This window comes from Streptomyces sp. NPDC056738 (assembly GCF_042790435.1).
Lineage (GTDB): Bacteria > Actinomycetota > Actinomycetes > Streptomycetales > Streptomycetaceae > Streptomyces.
On the sequence record NZ_JBHTZF010000029.1, the window covers coordinates 1 to 15,747 of the forward strand.

Below are 15,747 nucleotides of genomic sequence, written 5' to 3' on the forward strand. Positions count from 1 at the left end.
CGACCTTCCCGATGCTGCCGTCGGTGGCCTCGACCTTGTATCCGATCAGGTCGGTGCCCGCGATGTGGCCGGTGGTCGGCTGGTAGCCCCAGATGTTGTCACTCATAAAGAACGGCTCCCTTGTCGAGATTGATTGCTTCCGCCGCAGCCGAACTGCGGTTTTTGCAGGCATCATCGAATTTGGTGACGCCTTCTCAGAAAGTCGGGTTCCCCTGCTTCCGGGCCCCACACATCACGTTCACGTCGAATGCGGATGGCCGGAGGTGCCGTGCTGGAGGCCATGGTTCCTGGCGTCACGGCCACCCCCGGCCTTTAGTACCTTGCCCCCCCCAACTACGAACTCACATCCTGCAACCCGCGGTAACCGGGACGGGACCTGGGTGGGGCCCGACGCCGTGGCGTCGGGCCCCACCCATGGTTTCTGTTGTTGTTGCTGCCTACCAGCGGTACCAGCGGCCACGCTTACCGCCGCTTGCTGTCGGGCGGATCACGAAGCCGAGGACCCACACGATCAGCACGATGACGGCGATCCACCACAGTGCCTTCAGCGCGAAACCGGCACCGAAGAGGATCAGGGCGAGCAGAAGAACAAGAAGAATAGGAACCATAGTTATCAACCTCCGGACCTTCGTGTGCCCTGCAGTCCGATCTTCATTCCTGCGGGATTTACGTATCTCTTAAGTGGTCCGCGGCTGCGGAGGCGTGGCGGTCGTCGCTGGTTTGAGAATGCGTTCCGGGGTGACATGGAGGGCGTACGTGAGTTCCGATGTGAGGCAGGGGTGAGCGGTTGTGGCTGCGGACGAGAAGGCTCAGGCCAAGGGCGAGCAGGTCGAGGGCAAGGTGAAGAAGGTCGTCGGCGGCGTGGTCGGCAACGAGTCCTTGAAGGCCCAGGGTCACGCCGAGGAGTCCCAGGGGGACCTGCGTGCGGCGAAGGAGAAGGTCAAGGACGCTGTCCGGCCCAAGTAGGCGCTCAGCGACCCTGATCCCGGCAGCCTGGTGGCTGCCGGGATCCGTGCTGTCTGTGCCGGCCCGCTGAGGGCGGTCGATGGCCGGAGGGCTACATCATTGGCCGGCGACGGCAACAGGCCGGCAGGGCATACGGTTTGTGGCCAACTGGCCAACTGGCCAACTGGCCGCGGCAGAACGGCAGAAGCTGTGGTCATCTTGTTGTATCGCGCGGCGTACCGCTGCCCGCCATCCTGACGTCCTGGCCGTCCAGCCCAAGGAACGCGCCCGCATCCGCAGCGAGAAGGGCCTTTGCCGGGGAGGCCGACCCCCGCTCGTTGCCTGATCAAGCAGCCTGGTGCGCCGCCTCCTCGAGTCCGCCGGCACGGAGGGCATTCTCGATCTCGCCGAGCTTCGCTGGCGACAAGACTCCCACCTGCTCGGTCAGATCTTCCTGGGCCAGCGTCACCAGCCAAGTGCACGGGACAAGACCGGGACGTGGCAGCGCCACTCGAAGGACGCCCTCAAGAGGCAGCCCCTCGGGCGCCCCCACTGCCACCTCGACGGCCACACCGCTGATCTCGGTCCCCGCAGGAGCGACGACCTGCATCGCTCGGAACCCGGACGCTTCGTCTCCTGACAGCAGTACCACCGGCCTCCGCTCGTCAAAGTCCGCCAACCAGACCTCGCCGCGCTGCATGTGCCCTCCCGACGCAGGATCGCCGGGGAACCTTGCCCGCCCCGGACCGAACACCTCATTGTCGGCCGTGATCCAACCAGTCCAGCGGCCGCAGCGGCCGGCGAACCCGGCGAACCTTCGCGGTCACAGTACTGGGTGTGATGCGTTCTGGGTGACGGCGCCGAGCCGGCGGTCAGGCGCCGAGCCGGCGGTCAGGCGGCCCGGACGAGCTGAGCCCGTCCGAACAACAGGGCATAGCCGTCGGGGAGTTGTCCGATGATCCGGGCGGTCAGGTCGTCTCCGGCCAGGCGTGCGACGACGCCGAGCACCGACCCGGTGTCCCAGCGGGTCGTCGCCAGACTGCCTCCGCTTCGCTCCTCGAGGTCCTTCACGAAGCCCCAGCCCGTCAAAGGTCTGCCGGTGGGGATCTGGGAGGTAAGGATGTCGGCTGCCTCCTGGGGGAGGCGAGCGGCCAGTGCCGTCCGCTCGGCGCCTGTCAGCTGGCGGCCGAGGCCTGCGATGACCCGGCGTACGACGCCTTCGGCCTGGGCGCGGGTGGGGTAGGCGCCTTCGTAGCGCACCTTCTCCAGCATCTGCTCGAAGGTGGAGGCGGCCGTCTGGACAGGGGGCGCGGAGGGAGGGAGAGGAGTCATGGGGCGCGTCGGCTTTCCTTGCGTGACCGTCGTCTTCCTGCGGTGGACCGGCTGTTCCGCGTGAACCGCGTTTTTCGCGGAGTCGGTCGTCCGGCCTGGCGTGAGGAGTCGGTGCCACCGGGCCCAGGCGGGATGGCAGGCAATCCGCCCGGGCCCCGGCCGGTGGGGCACGTTCACCGGATCAGCTGTCGAGTTCCCTGCGGTCGCCGGTGCTGTTGACGCTGATCTTGCGGGGCTTGGCCCGCTCGGCGATCGGGATACGGAGCGTCAGGACTCCGGCCTCGTAGTCCGCGGAGATGCGCTCGGTGTCGAGGGTGTCGGCCAGGACGATCTGGCGGGAGAAGACACCGAGCGGCCGCTCGGACAGTTCCGTCTGGGCGCTCTCCGACCGAGGCAGGGGCCGACGTTCCGCCTTCACGGTGAGCATGTTCCGCTCGACGTCGATGTCCAGGGCGTCGGGATCGATGCCCGGCAGGTCGAAGGCGATGACGTACTGGTCGCCGTCCCGGTATGCGTCCATCGGCATCGCGGAGGGGCGGGACCACGTTCCCGGGCCCATCAGGTGCTGGGCGAGGCGGTCGAGTTCACGGAACGGGTCGGTGCGCATCAACACGGGATACACCTCCAGATGAGTTTAGCGGTTGCTGTGCGCTTCACCTGACACCGTTGTAGCATGTCATCTGAACGACGACAACTCATCTGTCATCCGAACGACGACGACTGGGTGGCGGGCGCAATCGGCGGAGAGACGATGACAGACGACCCCATCCCGGCACCGGCGTCCTTCACGGCTACGGTCACCGCCCTTGAGGCCATTGCCCAGGCCATGCGGACGGCGCGAACCGCGGAGGAAGCCCCCGCGGACGATCCCGGGCAGGCCGTAGCGGCCCTGCTCCAACTGCGAGAGGTACGCGAGCAACTGGCCGGCTGGGAGTGAGTCCGGACTGATCGAGACGGCCCGTCACGCCGGAGCCAGCTGGGCCGAATTGGCCCACCCGCTCGGCGTCTCCAGCCGTCAGGCCGCCGAACGCCGCTACCTGCGCGTGCGCCCCGGTGAAGCCAGCGCCACCAAGGAGCAGCGTGTGCGGTCCACCCGCGACCAGCGGGCCGCGGACCGCTCCGTGACGGCCTGGGCCCAGGACCACGCCGCCGTGCTGCGCCAGCTCGCCGGCGCCATCACCGCCCTGCCGGACCTGCCGGTCACAGCGGCGGGACGCGATCAGGTCACTCCACACCGCGCTCGGTGACGGTGATCCGGCCCAACTCCTGGGTCCTCTCTCCACTGCAGGCCCCCATCTGCGGCCTTCTCATCCCGACCTCGCGGCACGCGTCACCGACATCGACCGCCGCACCCGCGAGAGGCGCGAGGGTGAGCAGCGTCAGCGCTCTTCCGGCGGGCAGTGACAGTCCTCGGGTGACCTGGAGGTTTCCGAACGTCCGTCCCGGTTGGTGATCCACCCGACTCGGCCCTGCGGCAAGATCTCCGGCCATCGCCGGTGCCGCAAGCGGGAGGTCTCATCGGGAGGGTGGCCCGGGACCGGGCTGTTTGGGAGGTGCCCCGCGCCCCGGTAGCAGCCCTTCCCTCGGTGTGCGCCGGTTGCTGATGTCCGCCCAGCGCTCCAGAGCCCATCTGCGGGCCGCTATCCGAGTCGAGGCCTCTTGAGGAGCTGCCTCGAGTGCCAGCGGCGGTCGTCTATCTTCCTTGTCCGCCCTCAATCACTGCACCCCTCGTGCTGCGGGTGAGACCACGGGGGCGCGGTGGCGCCTCGTGAGGGACAGGCGTCAGCGGTAGCTTGCCGCCTGCTTCCGTCCGGCTGTGATGTTGCCTCGACCGGCCGCCGTCGGATGGTCGGCTTGAGTGTCCGCTGCCTGCTCGGCGGTGAACTTTGCAGGCTCTCCTCAAGTTCTTCACTCCTTGGACCCCTGCTGCTTCGGACGTGTGCCATCTCACTCTGCAGGGCCGCTGACCTGCCCCTTTGTCCGATGGGGCCGGTCCGTCCTGGTGGCGGCCCCACGTCCCTCCCGCTGTTTTGGCGGCGACACGCACGCCTGGAGCAAGGGTGAGCGGGGTGCGGGTTGCCAGGAGAGGCAGCGGTAGAGGATGGTTGCCGTAAGGCAATAATTCATCGACCGGATGAGGTGAGGGGTTCGCTCAGCGGGCCTTGGTGTTTGTGACTTCCATCGAGCAGGGACCTGCCGTGAGCACTGGCGCTCCGGCGCACGCGGCCATGGCCTTGGTGTCGGTGCCGTACCCGGTCGTGATCGTGGACCGGTCCGGCACGGTACGTCACGCGAACCCACAGGCCGGCCATCTCTTTCCCGCTCTTTGCCCCGGCGAGCCGTTGCGCGGCAACGTTCCGGCATGGCTTGCGGACGGGCACGCGCAACACATGACGGGCGCCCCTCTGACGGGCGCTGTGGTGTTCGGGCCGGTGGACGAGCGGGTCTTCGAGGCTCATCCCTCGGTGCAGGACGACGGGGACGTGCTGTGGTGGCTGGTGGACGACACGGACCGTCGGCTGGCGCGTGAGGCTCTGCGGATGGAGCGTGAGCGGACGGCTTTTCTGACCGAGGCGTCCAACACGCTGCTCTCGTCGTTGAATCTGGAGCGATGCATGGACGTGACCGCGCAGCTCGCGGCGGAGTACCTTGCCGATGCCGCCCTGGTCATCGCCCCGCGCAAGGCACGCGGCTTGCCGGTCGTCCTGTGTCTGAGCGGGGGTGAACCGCAGCGCTTCACGTGGAATGTTGATCCTGAAGAGGTCCTCGGCCTCGGTGAGGCCCTGCAGGGGTTCCCGCCGGTGCCGTCGCGGTGGATAGACCCCGCGACCGCTCCGGGCTGGCTGGTCCCGGACGGCTTCGGGCCGGTCGGCTCCATCGTCATCACGCCGCTTCCCGGGCACGGAGTTCCGGCCGGTGCCCTGGTCCTCCTGCGACGCAGCGGAGAGGCCGCGTTCAGCGCGGAAGAGGAGGTCTTCGCCCGTCTGTTCGCGGCCCGGGCCGGCGCAGCCATGTCTGCGGCCCGCCTGTACGCCGAGCAGTCCTCCCTCGCCCAGACGCTGATGCGGGATCTGCTTCCGCCCGTTCTCCAGAGGGCGGGCGGCATCGAGTTCGCGGGCGGCTATCGGGCGGCGAAGGACCATGAGCGGATCGGCGGCGATTTCTACGACGTCCATCCGGCCGCCACCGACGGCGAGGAGTCCTTCGCCGTCCTGGGCGATGTCTGCGGGAAGGGTCTCGAGGCGGCAGTGCTGACGGGGAAGATCCGCAACACGCTGCAGGCGCTGCTGCCGATGGCCGATGACCACCAACGCGTGATCGACCTCCTCAACAGCGCACTCCTCAACTCTCAGGCGACACGCTTCGCCACACTGATCATGGCGTCCGTCGTGCGGGAAGGGAGCGGCGTGCGGCTGCGGGTGACCAGCGCCGGGCATGAGCCGCCTTTGATCGTGCGAGGCGACGGCAGCGTCGAGGAAGGCGCGTCACGCGGCACGCTCGTCGGCGTGCTGCCCGAGGCCCGTGCGACGACGACGCAGGAGACGCTGGCACCCGGGGACTTCTGCGTGCTGTTCACCGACGGTTTCACCGAGGCCAAGGGTGGTCCGCTGGGCGATGAGCTGTTCGGGCAGTCCCGGCTGAAGAAGGCCCTCGCGCACTGCGCGGCCATGCCGGCCGAAGCGGTCGTCGAGCACATGCTGATGCTCGCCTCCGAGTGGGTCGGATCCGAGGTCCACGACGATATGGCGGTGATGATCATCGCTGCACCCCGCTCGGCTCATCTCAGTGCGGTGGGCGGCCACACCCGGGGCAGGTTCACCGCGTGACCCGTATATCAAACGCTTCGCAGCAGTGGGAAGAACAGCTGTGGGAGGCGGTCAGCACCGGCGACGAAGAGACAGCCACCCGCACCGTCTTTGGCGCCCTGGACGACGGCGCCTCACCCGAGACCGTGCTCCTGGACCTCGTCGGCGCTGTGCAACGCAGGGTAGGCCAGGAGTGGGCGGCGAACCGCATCACGGTTGCCCAGGAGCATGCGGCCACCGCCATCAACGAACGCGCCGTCGCCGCCCTGTCCTACCGCTGTGCCCAGCACACGGCAGCCGGCCGGGGCCGGGCGACCGTGGCGTGCGTGGACGGCGAATGGCACGGCCTGCCCGCGCGCCTGGTCGCCGAAGTGCTCAAGCTGCGGGGCTGGAAGGTGGACTATCTCGGTGCCCAGGTCCCCACCAGCCATCTGATCAGCCACATCCACCAGACCGGCCCCGAGTTCGTCGCGCTGTCCAGCTCGATCCCCGTCCGTCTGCCGACCGCGCACGCCACGATCACCGCGGTCCAGGCCACCAGCACCCCCGTCCTGGTCGGCGGCGCAGCCTTCGGCCGGCACGGCCAGTACGCCCGCCAGCTGGGCGCCGACGCGTGGGCGCCCGACGCCCGGGCCGCCGCCGACCGGCTCGAGCAGGGCCCGCTTCCCCGCCCTGCAGCGGCGCACCAGCCCATCGACGACCTGCCGCACCTGGCTGACCAGGAGTACACGATGGTCGCCCGCACCCGCACCCGCCTGGTGCGAACGGTGACGGGCACCCTGGAAGAACGCTTTCCCGCGATGCGGGACTACACCGACGCCCAGCGTGAACGCACGGCCGAGGACATCGCACACATCGTCGACTTCCTGGCCACCGCCCTCTACACCGACGACGTGGACCTCTTCACCGACTTCATCCTCTGGACAGCCGGCATCCTCACCACCCGCGGCGTCCCCGCCCATTCCCTCATCCCGGCCCTGGGCATCCTGAGCGAGCAGCTCAAGGACTTCCCCCGGGCCACATCCACGCTCCACCAGGCCGTCGACCTCCTCACCCGGGCAGGATCAGTGATCGCCTCCGACACCAGGAACACCGTATGACACGCCTTGACGGATTCGACCTCGACCACCTGCGCTTGACCACCGCCCCCGCCCAAGGAGAGGCGATTCACGTCGAGGTGCACGGGTTCCTCGACTACGACAGCGCCGACCACTTCCTCGCCGGCGCCACCCGGCACCTCACCGTCAATCCGCGTCCGCGCCACCTGCACCTGGACTGCACGGCCCTGAGCGGTATCGACTCCATGGGGCTCGCCATGCTGCTCATGCTCCACCGCCGGGCCGTCGCCGCGCGTGTCACCCTCCACCTGGACAACCGGACACCGGCTCTGGAACGGATGCTGGACATCACCGGCACTCTGGACCACCTGGCCCCCGACCAGACGGTCGAAAAGAGCGCTCGGGACGAGGCGCAGGACGCCGGCCCGGCCGGCGGGCTGCACGACTCCCAGCGCATGGCATATCGTCATACGTCCAAGGACGGCACCCCCGCCGGCTCCACGTGTGCTGGATCGGACGTCAGCGAGTGATGTCCGAACACACGGACCGGTGTAAAAGGGGGGCCCAACCTCTCGGAGGGGAACCGCATGACCGAGCGCACCCGCCCCACCTCCGAACCCGTCCGCGCAGCGGCCCGTCAGGTCCAGGGCATCGTCGAACTTCTCGACATCCTCTGGGAACAGGCCCGTAGCCAGACCCCGCCGCCCTACATTCCGGCCTCACAGCTGCGCGTGATGTGCATTGTCGACCGCGAGGACGGCATCCGCATGCGCGACCTCACCCAGCTCCTGGGTGCCGCGCCCCCCTCGGTCAGCCGCCTGATCGACCGCCTGCAGGCCCTCGGTTTCGTAGAACGCCGTGCCTGTCCCGACAGCCGCCGCGAAGTCCTGCTCTCCATCACTCCCGCCGGCCACAACCAACTGGCCCGGATTCGTGAACTGCGCGACCAACTGCTGCACCAGGCGATTGCTGCCGTGCCCTCCAGCCAGCGCACCGCACTGACCGACGGTCTCACCAGCCTGCAGCACACGCTGCTCAGCCAGCCCGCACTCCACCTGGCCCAAGAGGGCGCGACGCCCGCAGACAGGCATCGAGAAACGGCAGCCTGAGCGCAAGGCGCCGACCATCACCTGCCCTCCAGGAGCGGGCGGCAGCCTTCCGCTGGATGGAGATCGCGCCGCTTTCTGCTCACCGGGACCCGGCAGCCGAGATTGCGCCTCATTGCGCGGCGCACCGCTCAGCCCGCACTGGCCGCCTCGCGGGCGAGCAGCACCCACAAAGGCGACACTGGCACGAGTGCGCCGTTGACCCCCGGCGCCTGCCGCTCCGTGGCCATGAGACTGCTCCGCGCGACGTGCCCGGCGCCGGGCAACGCCGAGACGAGGTCCGGTTCACCCTCTCGCAGGCACGAAGACGACGGCCGGCGTACGGGGCGAGCGAACTGGCTAGAGATGGATTGCACCGGACACCGCACCTCTCCATGACTTCGTCGCGAGCCGAAGGCCTCCCACGTCAGACAAAAGATCGGCGTATTCACCACTGTGAACAGATTCGTGGCCGCTGAGCGCGCTCTGCGCACGGCGGCGCCCCACCAGTTGCTCGACGCGGTCCGCCGCGTCCTGGCTGAGCAGTACGAAGCGGACACCGTCGAGCTCTTCATGGCCGACTACGGCCTGACCGTGCTGCAACCGGTCTCCAGACTGCCGCACACTCTGGAGCCGGTGTCGATACACAACAGCCCGGCAGGACGAGCCTTCGGCGCCCAGGAACCCTTCATCGAGGGGCTTTCAGACGGACTGGTGAGCGTCCACCTGCCCGTCATCGCCCGCGGCGACCGACTCGGCGTCCTTTCGGTGACCCTCCCCGGCGGGGAGCACGCACGCAGCTGCCTGAACGAACTGACAGAGATCGCCGAGGTGCTCGCCCACGAGGTCGTCGTGGCCGAACGCGACACGGACCTCTACCTGCAAGCACGACGCAAGGACCGGCTCACCCTGGCTGCCGAGATGCAGTGGCAACTGCTGCCCGGCCGCTCCTACGCCTGCCCCGAATACGAGCTCGGAGCACAGCTGGAGCCCGCCTACGCGATCTTCGGCGACAACTTCGACTGGTCCGTGACCGCCGACCGGCTCCTCCTGTACGTCTCCAACGGCATGGGCGAGGGGATGGAGGCCTCCCTGCTGACCAATCTGTCCGTCAACGCTCTGCGCAACGCCCGGCGGGCCGGCATCGGCCTCGCCGACCAGGCCGCCCTCGCCGACCAGGCGGTCTACGCCCACTACCGGGGGCGCTGCTACCTGTCTGCCCTCATGTTCGACTTCGACCTGATCAGCGGACAGGTCCAGGTCGTGGACGCCGGCTCCCCGCAGGTGCTGCGCCTGCGCAACGGAACGCTCGAGCGCGTCGCGTTCGAGGCGCAGATGCCTCTGGGCATGTTCGAGGAGACCGACTACGCAGCCCAGGAATTCCAGGTCGAGCCAGGCGACCGTCTCGTCTTCGTCAGCGACGGCGTCTACGGAGCCTTTTCTCCCGGCGGAGAGTCGTACGGGGATGCCGCCCTGACCCGGGCGATCATGTCCACCCGGCTGCTGCCGCCCGCCGACGTCCCCCGGGCCGTCCTGCGGGAACTGACGGGCCACCGTGGCCAGGCCCTGCCGACCGACGACGCCCTAGTGGTGTGCCTGGACTGGCGCGGACGGCCATCGTGACGGGTGCCAGGCCCTGGAGACACGGCGCCCGCGACGCCGACGGCGGATTCCTCGGAGAACGAGCCCTGCGCCAAACCCTCAGCGCCACATGACCCGAGCCTCCCTCTACGAAGCAGCACGCGCCACGGCCCCCGGGCCTGGCCAGGAACGTCGGCAGCAAGAACTCGCCGCCGACGCTTCGGTCGCCTGCCTGGACCGGAACGGCCGCGCCCCCGGAACACGTCCCTGCACCCCTCAGGCGCTACGAACCCCGTCAAGTCTCCTCAGACCGCGACAAGGCTGCTTCCTGCGCTACGAGAAAGGCCTTCAGCCCCCGGCTCAACGCGGCCCTCTCGGCAGGCGCCATCCCTCCCAGAGCGGCAGCCAGAGCTTGTGCTCGACGCCCGGCCATATCACTGAGCACGTGCCGGCCGGCCCGGGTCAGAATCAGCTGCACCTCGCGCCGGTTGCTCGGATGCGAGGCCCGTTCCATCAAACCAACCGCCTCAAGGCGATCACATAGCCGACTGGCCGTGGGCAGCCCGATGTCCAGCCACTCGGCCAAGGCCGTGAGATTCAAGGCCGGCGACCTGCTCAGGGTGCGCAACGCCTTTGACTGGGCCGGAGACAACCGCATTGCCGCATCCTGTACGGCGCCGGACCACAGGTCGGCGAGGCTTTCGACGGCGTCGGAAATCTCCAGGGCGATGGCCTCGGGGTCACCGCGTGATCCTCTCGCCTGTTCACCACCGAGGTCGTCGAGGTGCGTCACGAACAACAACTTTCAGTAAGCCCGGGGCATTTTCTGATGCCATGCTCATTCAATCGCAGTACCCGAAGTCCCGACGAACAAGCAATCCCCGCCGTGTGCGATCGCCAATTTCGTCCCTCGACTCCCGGTGTGTGCTCTCTGGGCAGGTATTGCACAAGCATCGTAAGAAGCAGACACGGGACCACGACATCCTTTATCGGCCCGGACGGTGACGCTGTGAACGGCAAACCATCACGAAACGCTCATAGTTCATGCGGATGGACGCTGTGTAAAAGCACCGATTCCGACGAAGACGTTTCACTAAGGCGCTCCCGCGCCCATCCGCCACCGCGAGTCGAAGCTGAGAGGGCGTAGCGACGGCTCGCCACCTCGAACGCCGAGGGCTGCAGTCGGCGCCCCAGGGCCAGGAGCTGAAATCGCTGTGCAGCAGGTCGGGGCAGCCTAAACGCCGAGGTAGGGGATGGCGGACTCGGGCAGGAAGGCGGCGTCGAACGCAGTGGCCAGCGCCACGGCCAGGGTCGCGGCGGTGGCCACTTCACCGACGCCGCCTCCTGGGGCCGCCGGCATTTCCACCAGTGACCGGACCTGAATTACCACCGCCCGTGGTGAACTGGATCGGTCGTGATTGGCCTAGGGCCTGTCCGGCGGATCTTTGAACCGCTTCGTGTCCCGGTCCGTTCGCATGGACATGGGGCGGGGTGATCTCACGAACAGCGAATGGTCGCGGCTGCTGCCGCATCTACCGAAAACCGGCGGGCGGGGCGGACGATGGGCCAGTCACCGCAAGATGATCAACGGCATCCTCTTCCGGGAGCGCACCGGCGTCCCGTGGCGTGATTTGCCAACGCGGTTCGGAAAATGGAAGACGGTCTATGAGCGACATAGACGCTGGTCAGCCGACGGCACGTGGGAGACGATCCTCCATGCCGTCCAGGCCGACGCGGATGCGGAAGGCCGTATCGACTGGAGCATGGTGAGCGTGGATTCGACGTCCTGCCGCGCTCATCAACACGCCGCCGGGGCCCGCAGGGATGCGCCGCATGTCCCGAAAAAAGATCACGGCCTCGGCAGCACCGCCCCGATGAGGGACTCGGACGCTCCCGGGGCGGACTGACTTGCAAGATCCACCTTGCCAGTGAGGGCGGACGTCGCCCGCTTGCGTTCCCTGGTCACGCCGGGCCAGTGGGGGGGATGCCCCACAGTTCATCCCGGTCATGGAACGTATCCGCGTTGCCCGTCTCGAAGGCGGACGCCCGCGGACCCGGCCTGATCACCTCGGCGGCGACAAGGCCTACTCGTCTCGCCGCAACCGCCGCTATCTGCGGAGACGGCAGATCAAGCACACCATTCCTGAGCCACGAGACCAGCGGGCCAACCGCCGGCGCCGTGGTAGCAAAGGCGGTCGACCCGCCGGATTCGACAAGACGATGTACAAGCGCAGGAACGAGGTCGAGCGGACGATCAATGCCCTGAAGAACTTCCGGGCTGTGGCTACGAGGTACGACAAGCGAGCCTATGTCTTCCACGGCACTGTCACCGTCGCTGCGATCCGGCTCTGGCTCCGCACATGAGCTTTCAGGCGCTCTTCATCGCTGCCAGAGGAAGGCGGCCTCGCTACAGGGGTGGCAGTGAAAGACGTAGCCGCGGCCACCTCCGCCAAAGTTGGCGGAGGTCGCGAAGTCGGATCCTTCTTCGAGTTCGGCCGTGAATGTCATACGGGTTGTGCAGGAGGGACAGTCGGGGGTCTCGTCACCCTGGAGCCAGTCGGGTTCGCCACCCAGCCGTCCCAGAACCGGCTCTGCGGTTGGGATGTCGGCTGGGTGGGGGTGCAAGGCGGTCACCGCACCGAGCAGCGTCTCGCCCTCGGCGGGGACGGTGGCCGCCGATAGCTGACCTTTGAACACGAAGGCCCGGTTGGCGCCGGCGGTGGCGTCCCAGTCGTCACACATGCCCGGGTCGTTCTGGCAAAAGAAGACCGCGACCGCCCCCAGATCGAGGGGCAGATGAGCGAGAAACTGCATGGGCTCGCCACATTCGCGGCAGTTCGGCCAGACGAATCCATCCGGGACGAGTGGCACTCCCCCCGTGCGCAGTACGGGAGCGTCAGCTACGGCTTCTCCGCCGTTGACCAGCAGCATGGCCAAAGCCTAGGTGCAACCTTCCCCACTCCAACCTGAGGGGGGCGACCGGACGCAAGCCAAGATCCGCCGGACAGGCCCTAATAGTGCTTCGTTAGGTTCTGGTTCTGGTTCTGCTGGTTTTGAGCTGGCGGCCGCAGGTGGTGCAGGTGCCGGTCCAGCACCTCAGCAGGTTTTGGAGTGCGTCGAGGGTCTGGTAGAGGCTTGGGCCGGTGTCTGGGCTTTTGGGTCGAGCCTGCGGAGGGTGAGGAAGGCCTGGGCGGCGGTGACGAGGGTGACGTGGTGGTGCCAGCCGCGCCAGGTGCGGCCCTCAAAGTGGTCGAGTCCCAGGCCGTGTTTGAGCTCGCGGTAGTCGTGCTCGATCCGCCAGCGCATCTTCGCCCACCGCACGAGGTCGGCGGCCGGTGTGGTGGCCGGCAGGTTCGATATCCAGTAGTTGGTGGGTGCGTCCTGGCCGTTTGGCCATTCGACCAGGAGGGTCTGGACGGGCAGGACGCCGTCCCACCGGTTGCGGCCGCCGCCCGATTCCTGGGCGGCGGCCAGGGACTGCTTGCCCCCGGGCCGCACCGTCAGCACCATGAACCGTGAGGTCATCGCGCCTTTGCTGCCGTGCCGCCAGGTCACCTTGGTGCATCGCTCCGCACCCGCCTCCGCCGCGAGGGCGGAGATGGCTCGGGGCGGGGTGCGGTAGCGGGGAAGGGTGGGCGGCCCGAGTCCGCCATAAGCGGGCTGGTGCGGCTCGACATCCTCCGGATGAGCGACTTCCTTCCCGTTCAGGGCCAGGACATAGGACAGTCCTCGCTCCTCGAGCCCGAGCCGGAACGGAGTGCAGACGCCGTAGCCGGCATCGGCGACCACGACCGGCGCCGTCAGCTGCCACTGGGCGAGTGTGTCCAGCAGGCCGAGCGCGAGACGCCACTTCTCCTGGTGTCCCACGTCGTCGGGGACCCCTGCCCTGCGGCAGCGGTCCGGCTCGTCCGTCCACTCCCGCGGCAGATACAACTGCCACTCCAGCGGGCACGAAGCGGTGTCGGTAGCAGCATGGACACTGACCGCGACCTGGCAGTTCGCCCGTTTGCCGACCGCTCCGCAGTACTGGCGGGCCACCCCGACCGACGCCTTGCCGCACTTGGGGAACGACACGTCGTCGATCACCCACACCTCGGGCTGGACAACTTGGGACAGGCGCTCGGCGATCCGCTGCCTGACCGGCAGCGGATCCCACGGCGACTGGTTCACGAACTGCTGCAGGGCCTGCATGTTCCCGTCCGGCAGCCGCTCGGCCATCGGCTGGATCGACTTGCGCCGGCCGTCCAGCATCAGGCCTCGCAAATAGGACTCACCTCTGGCCCTCTGGTCTTTACGCGGCACCGAGGCAAAGACATCCGCCACGAACATCGCCAACGCCGCCCGTAACCGGCTCACTTCATACGCATCCACACACCCCAACATGCTCTTGATCAGGGTCGATGGAAAGACCTAACGAAGCACTACTAAGTGCCCGCCGGGGGTTGGGCTGTGTTGCCTGCAGCGTGATCATGCGGCGTCCGTGCCCCGGGGGTACGGGTCACACTGCACACTCCTGTGGGCGCGGTCCTGCAGATGCCGCAGGCAGGGGCGCGGTGTTGTTCGTGGGGTCGACAACTGCACCAAAGCGGCCGACGCCCGCTCCGCGAGTGCGCAGGTGCCGAGGGCGCCGACGACCGGTAGAAACGTAAGGGTGAGGGACGAAGACAGCCCAGGTGCGGGTCCGCGCCGTGTGGCAGGGTCGGCGATCGACTACCAGGCGCTCTTCGCGGTCACGCCCAGCCCCTGCATGGTGCTGGGCCCGGATCTGGTGCTCGCGGACATCAACGAGGCGGCCTGCCAGGTGACGGGCCGTACTCGGGAGGATCTGCTCGGGAGATATCTCTTCGATGCCTTCCCCGACAATCCGGCGGACCCAGATGCTGACGGGGTGCGGAATCTGCACGCCTCCCTACGCCGGGTCCTGCGCTCGAAGGAGCGGGACACGATGGCGCCGATGAAGTACGACATTCCCGTGGCCGGCCGGCCTGGTGTGTTCGAGGAGCGTTGGTGGTCCGCGATCAACACCCCGGTGCTCGGGCCGGATGGGCAGGTGGAGTGGATCCTGCACCGGGGGGAGGACGTGACCTCGTTCATCCGCTCCCATGCTCGCCTGGGGGAAGGCGGCGCGCTGAGCGACGTGGAAGCCAGGGAGGTCGAACTGTACGCGCGGGCACTTGAGCTCAAGCGGCTGAACGAGGAACTGCACCAAGCCCACACCCGGGAACGCCGGGTCGCCGTCACCCTGCAGGAGGCCATGCTCCACGCGCCTCACTTGGCCCGGCACCGGGAGACCGCAGTGCGATACCTGCCGGCCACCGGGTCACTGAATGTGTGCGGCGACTGGTACGACGTCGTCGACCTGCCCGAGGACAGATTTGCCGTCGCGGTCGGCGACGTCGTCGGCCACGGCCTGGAGGCCGCCGCCGTCATGGGAATGCTCCGCAGCGCATTGTCCGCCGTCGTCCGGGCCGTGGAACAGCCTGCGGGAGCCCTGGACGTCCTGTGCCTGTACGCAGGCGACGTGGAGGGTGCCCTGGCCACCACCGTCGTCCAAGCCGTTGTCGACACCCGCGCTTCCCGCATCACGTACAGCAATGCCGGCCACCCGCCCCCCATCCTGGTCCACCCGGGTGGCACCTTCGACCTTCTCGACCAGGCCACCGACCCTCCGCTGGGAACCCGTCCCGAACCCGTCCCCTACCCCCAGGCGGAGCTGCCCTACACCAGCGGCGACACCTTCGTGCTCTACACCGACGGCCTCATCGAACGCCCCGGCGAGGACATCGACGTCGGCCTGCAACGCCTCACTCACGCGCTCACCCACCACGCCCATCATGAACCCGAACACCTTGCTGACGCCCTGCTCGCGGACCTCGGCGTCAGCAGCAGCGCCCGCGACGACGTCGCCTTGATCATCATCCGCCTATGACATACGTGCCA

Annotated in this window: 15 protein-coding genes and 3 pseudogenes; 9 read left to right on the top strand and 9 right to left on the bottom strand. The window is 68.0% G+C overall.

Translation table 11 applies throughout. The features are described 5' to 3' along the window. Together ACFRIC_RS41020 and ACFRIC_RS41025 are read right to left on the bottom strand one after the other, a co-directional pair. A pseudogene (locus ACFRIC_RS41020) lies at positions 1 to 106 on the bottom strand (PRC-barrel domain containing protein); the annotation flags it as partial. A gap of 331 nt (positions 107 to 437) precedes the next feature. After that, positions 438 to 608, bottom strand: a complete 171-nt coding sequence (locus tag ACFRIC_RS41025) for a hydrophobic protein (RefSeq protein ID WP_067385923.1) — start codon at positions 606 to 608, stop codon at positions 438 to 440. Positions 609 to 789: 181 nt separating this feature from the next. On the opposite strand from ACFRIC_RS41025, the gene ACFRIC_RS41030 reads away from it, so the two are divergent. After that, positions 790 to 966, top strand: a complete 177-nt coding sequence (locus ACFRIC_RS41030; RefSeq protein WP_382797064.1) for a CsbD family protein — start codon at positions 790 to 792, stop codon at positions 964 to 966. A gap of 325 nt (positions 967 to 1,291) precedes the next feature. Here ACFRIC_RS41030 and ACFRIC_RS41035 read toward each other — a convergent pair whose 3' ends face one another. The 3 genes from ACFRIC_RS41035 to ACFRIC_RS41045 all read right to left on the bottom strand — a co-directional run bounded on the left by ACFRIC_RS41035 (position 1,292) and on the right by ACFRIC_RS41045 (position 2,890). Then, positions 1,292 to 1,645, bottom strand: a complete 354-nt coding sequence (locus ACFRIC_RS41035; protein ID WP_382797066.1) for a type II toxin-antitoxin system PemK/MazF family toxin — start codon at positions 1,643 to 1,645, stop codon at positions 1,292 to 1,294. Positions 1,646 to 1,836: 191 nt separating this feature from the next. Continuing rightward, positions 1,837 to 2,277, bottom strand: coding sequence for a DUF2267 domain-containing protein (locus tag ACFRIC_RS41040; protein ID WP_382797068.1), 441 nt, complete (start codon positions 2,275 to 2,277; stop codon positions 1,837 to 1,839). A 181-nt stretch (positions 2,278 to 2,458) separates the two neighbouring features. Further along, positions 2,459 to 2,890 (bottom strand): Hsp20/alpha crystallin family protein, encoded by a 432-nt coding sequence (locus ACFRIC_RS41045; protein WP_382797070.1) that lies wholly within the window; start codon positions 2,888 to 2,890, stop codon positions 2,459 to 2,461. Between the two features lie 138 nt (positions 2,891 to 3,028). Between ACFRIC_RS41045 and ACFRIC_RS41050 the strand changes: the two are divergent. From ACFRIC_RS41050 to ACFRIC_RS41075, 6 genes and pseudogenes are all read left to right on the top strand, one after another. Beyond that, positions 3,029 to 3,681: pseudogene (locus ACFRIC_RS41050) on the top strand (type III effector protein). An 824-nt stretch (positions 3,682 to 4,505) separates the two neighbouring features. Next, positions 4,506 to 6,104 (top strand): SpoIIE family protein phosphatase, encoded by a 1,599-nt coding sequence (locus tag ACFRIC_RS41055; protein ID WP_382797163.1) that lies wholly within the window; start codon positions 4,506 to 4,508, stop codon positions 6,102 to 6,104. Next, complete coding sequence (locus ACFRIC_RS41060; protein ID WP_382797072.1) at positions 6,101 to 7,183, top strand: B12-binding domain-containing protein; 1,083 nt, start codon at positions 6,101 to 6,103, stop codon at positions 7,181 to 7,183. The genes ACFRIC_RS41055 and ACFRIC_RS41060 overlap by 4 nt, the downstream gene beginning before the upstream one ends. Then, positions 7,180 to 7,671 (top strand): STAS domain-containing protein, encoded by a 492-nt coding sequence (locus tag ACFRIC_RS41065; RefSeq protein WP_382797074.1) that lies wholly within the window; start codon positions 7,180 to 7,182, stop codon positions 7,669 to 7,671. The genes ACFRIC_RS41060 and ACFRIC_RS41065 overlap by 4 nt, the downstream gene beginning before the upstream one ends. Positions 7,672 to 7,728: 57 nt before the next feature. After that, positions 7,729 to 8,250, top strand: coding sequence for a MarR family winged helix-turn-helix transcriptional regulator (locus tag ACFRIC_RS41070; protein ID WP_382797076.1), 522 nt, complete (start codon positions 7,729 to 7,731; stop codon positions 8,248 to 8,250). A 432-nt stretch (positions 8,251 to 8,682) separates the two neighbouring features. Further along, positions 8,683 to 9,849: a PP2C family protein-serine/threonine phosphatase gene (locus tag ACFRIC_RS41075; RefSeq protein WP_382797078.1), complete on the top strand. Its 1,167-nt coding sequence runs from the start codon at positions 8,683 to 8,685 to the stop codon at positions 9,847 to 9,849. Positions 9,850 to 10,102: 253 nt separating this feature from the next. Here ACFRIC_RS41075 and ACFRIC_RS41080 read toward each other — a convergent pair whose 3' ends face one another. Both ACFRIC_RS41080 and ACFRIC_RS41085 read right to left on the bottom strand, forming a co-directional pair. After that, positions 10,103 to 10,600: a MarR family winged helix-turn-helix transcriptional regulator gene (locus ACFRIC_RS41080; RefSeq protein WP_382797080.1), complete on the bottom strand. Its 498-nt coding sequence runs from the start codon at positions 10,598 to 10,600 to the stop codon at positions 10,103 to 10,105. Positions 10,601 to 11,041: 441 nt separating this feature from the next. After that, the gene (locus ACFRIC_RS41085) at positions 11,042 to 11,167 is read right to left on the bottom strand and encodes a hypothetical protein (RefSeq protein ID WP_382797081.1); all 126 of its coding nucleotides are present in this window, start codon (positions 11,165 to 11,167) and stop codon (positions 11,042 to 11,044) included. Positions 11,168 to 11,288: 121 nt separating this feature from the next. On the opposite strand from ACFRIC_RS41085, the pseudogene ACFRIC_RS41090 reads away from it, so the two are divergent. Then, positions 11,289 to 12,171, top strand: a pseudogene (locus ACFRIC_RS41090) (IS5 family transposase). Positions 12,172 to 12,186: 15 nt separating this feature from the next. Here the strand turns inward: ACFRIC_RS41090 and ACFRIC_RS41095 are convergent. Both ACFRIC_RS41095 and ACFRIC_RS41100 read right to left on the bottom strand, forming a co-directional pair. After that, on the bottom strand, positions 12,187 to 12,738 hold the full coding sequence (locus ACFRIC_RS41095) for a hypothetical protein (RefSeq protein ID WP_382797082.1): 552 nt from the start codon (positions 12,736 to 12,738) through the stop codon (positions 12,187 to 12,189). 165 nt (positions 12,739 to 12,903) lie between these two features. Continuing rightward, entirely contained in the window at positions 12,904 to 14,178 is a 1,275-nt protein-coding gene (locus ACFRIC_RS41100; RefSeq protein WP_382797084.1) for an IS701 family transposase, read from the bottom strand. A 376-nt stretch (positions 14,179 to 14,554) separates the two neighbouring features. Here ACFRIC_RS41100 and ACFRIC_RS41105 point away from each other — a divergent pair, with 376 nt between their 5' ends. After that, the gene (locus ACFRIC_RS41105) at positions 14,555 to 15,736 is read left to right on the top strand and encodes a PP2C family protein-serine/threonine phosphatase (protein WP_382797164.1); all 1,182 of its coding nucleotides are present in this window, start codon (positions 14,555 to 14,557) and stop codon (positions 15,734 to 15,736) included. Positions 15,737 to 15,747: the final 11 nt, after the last annotated feature.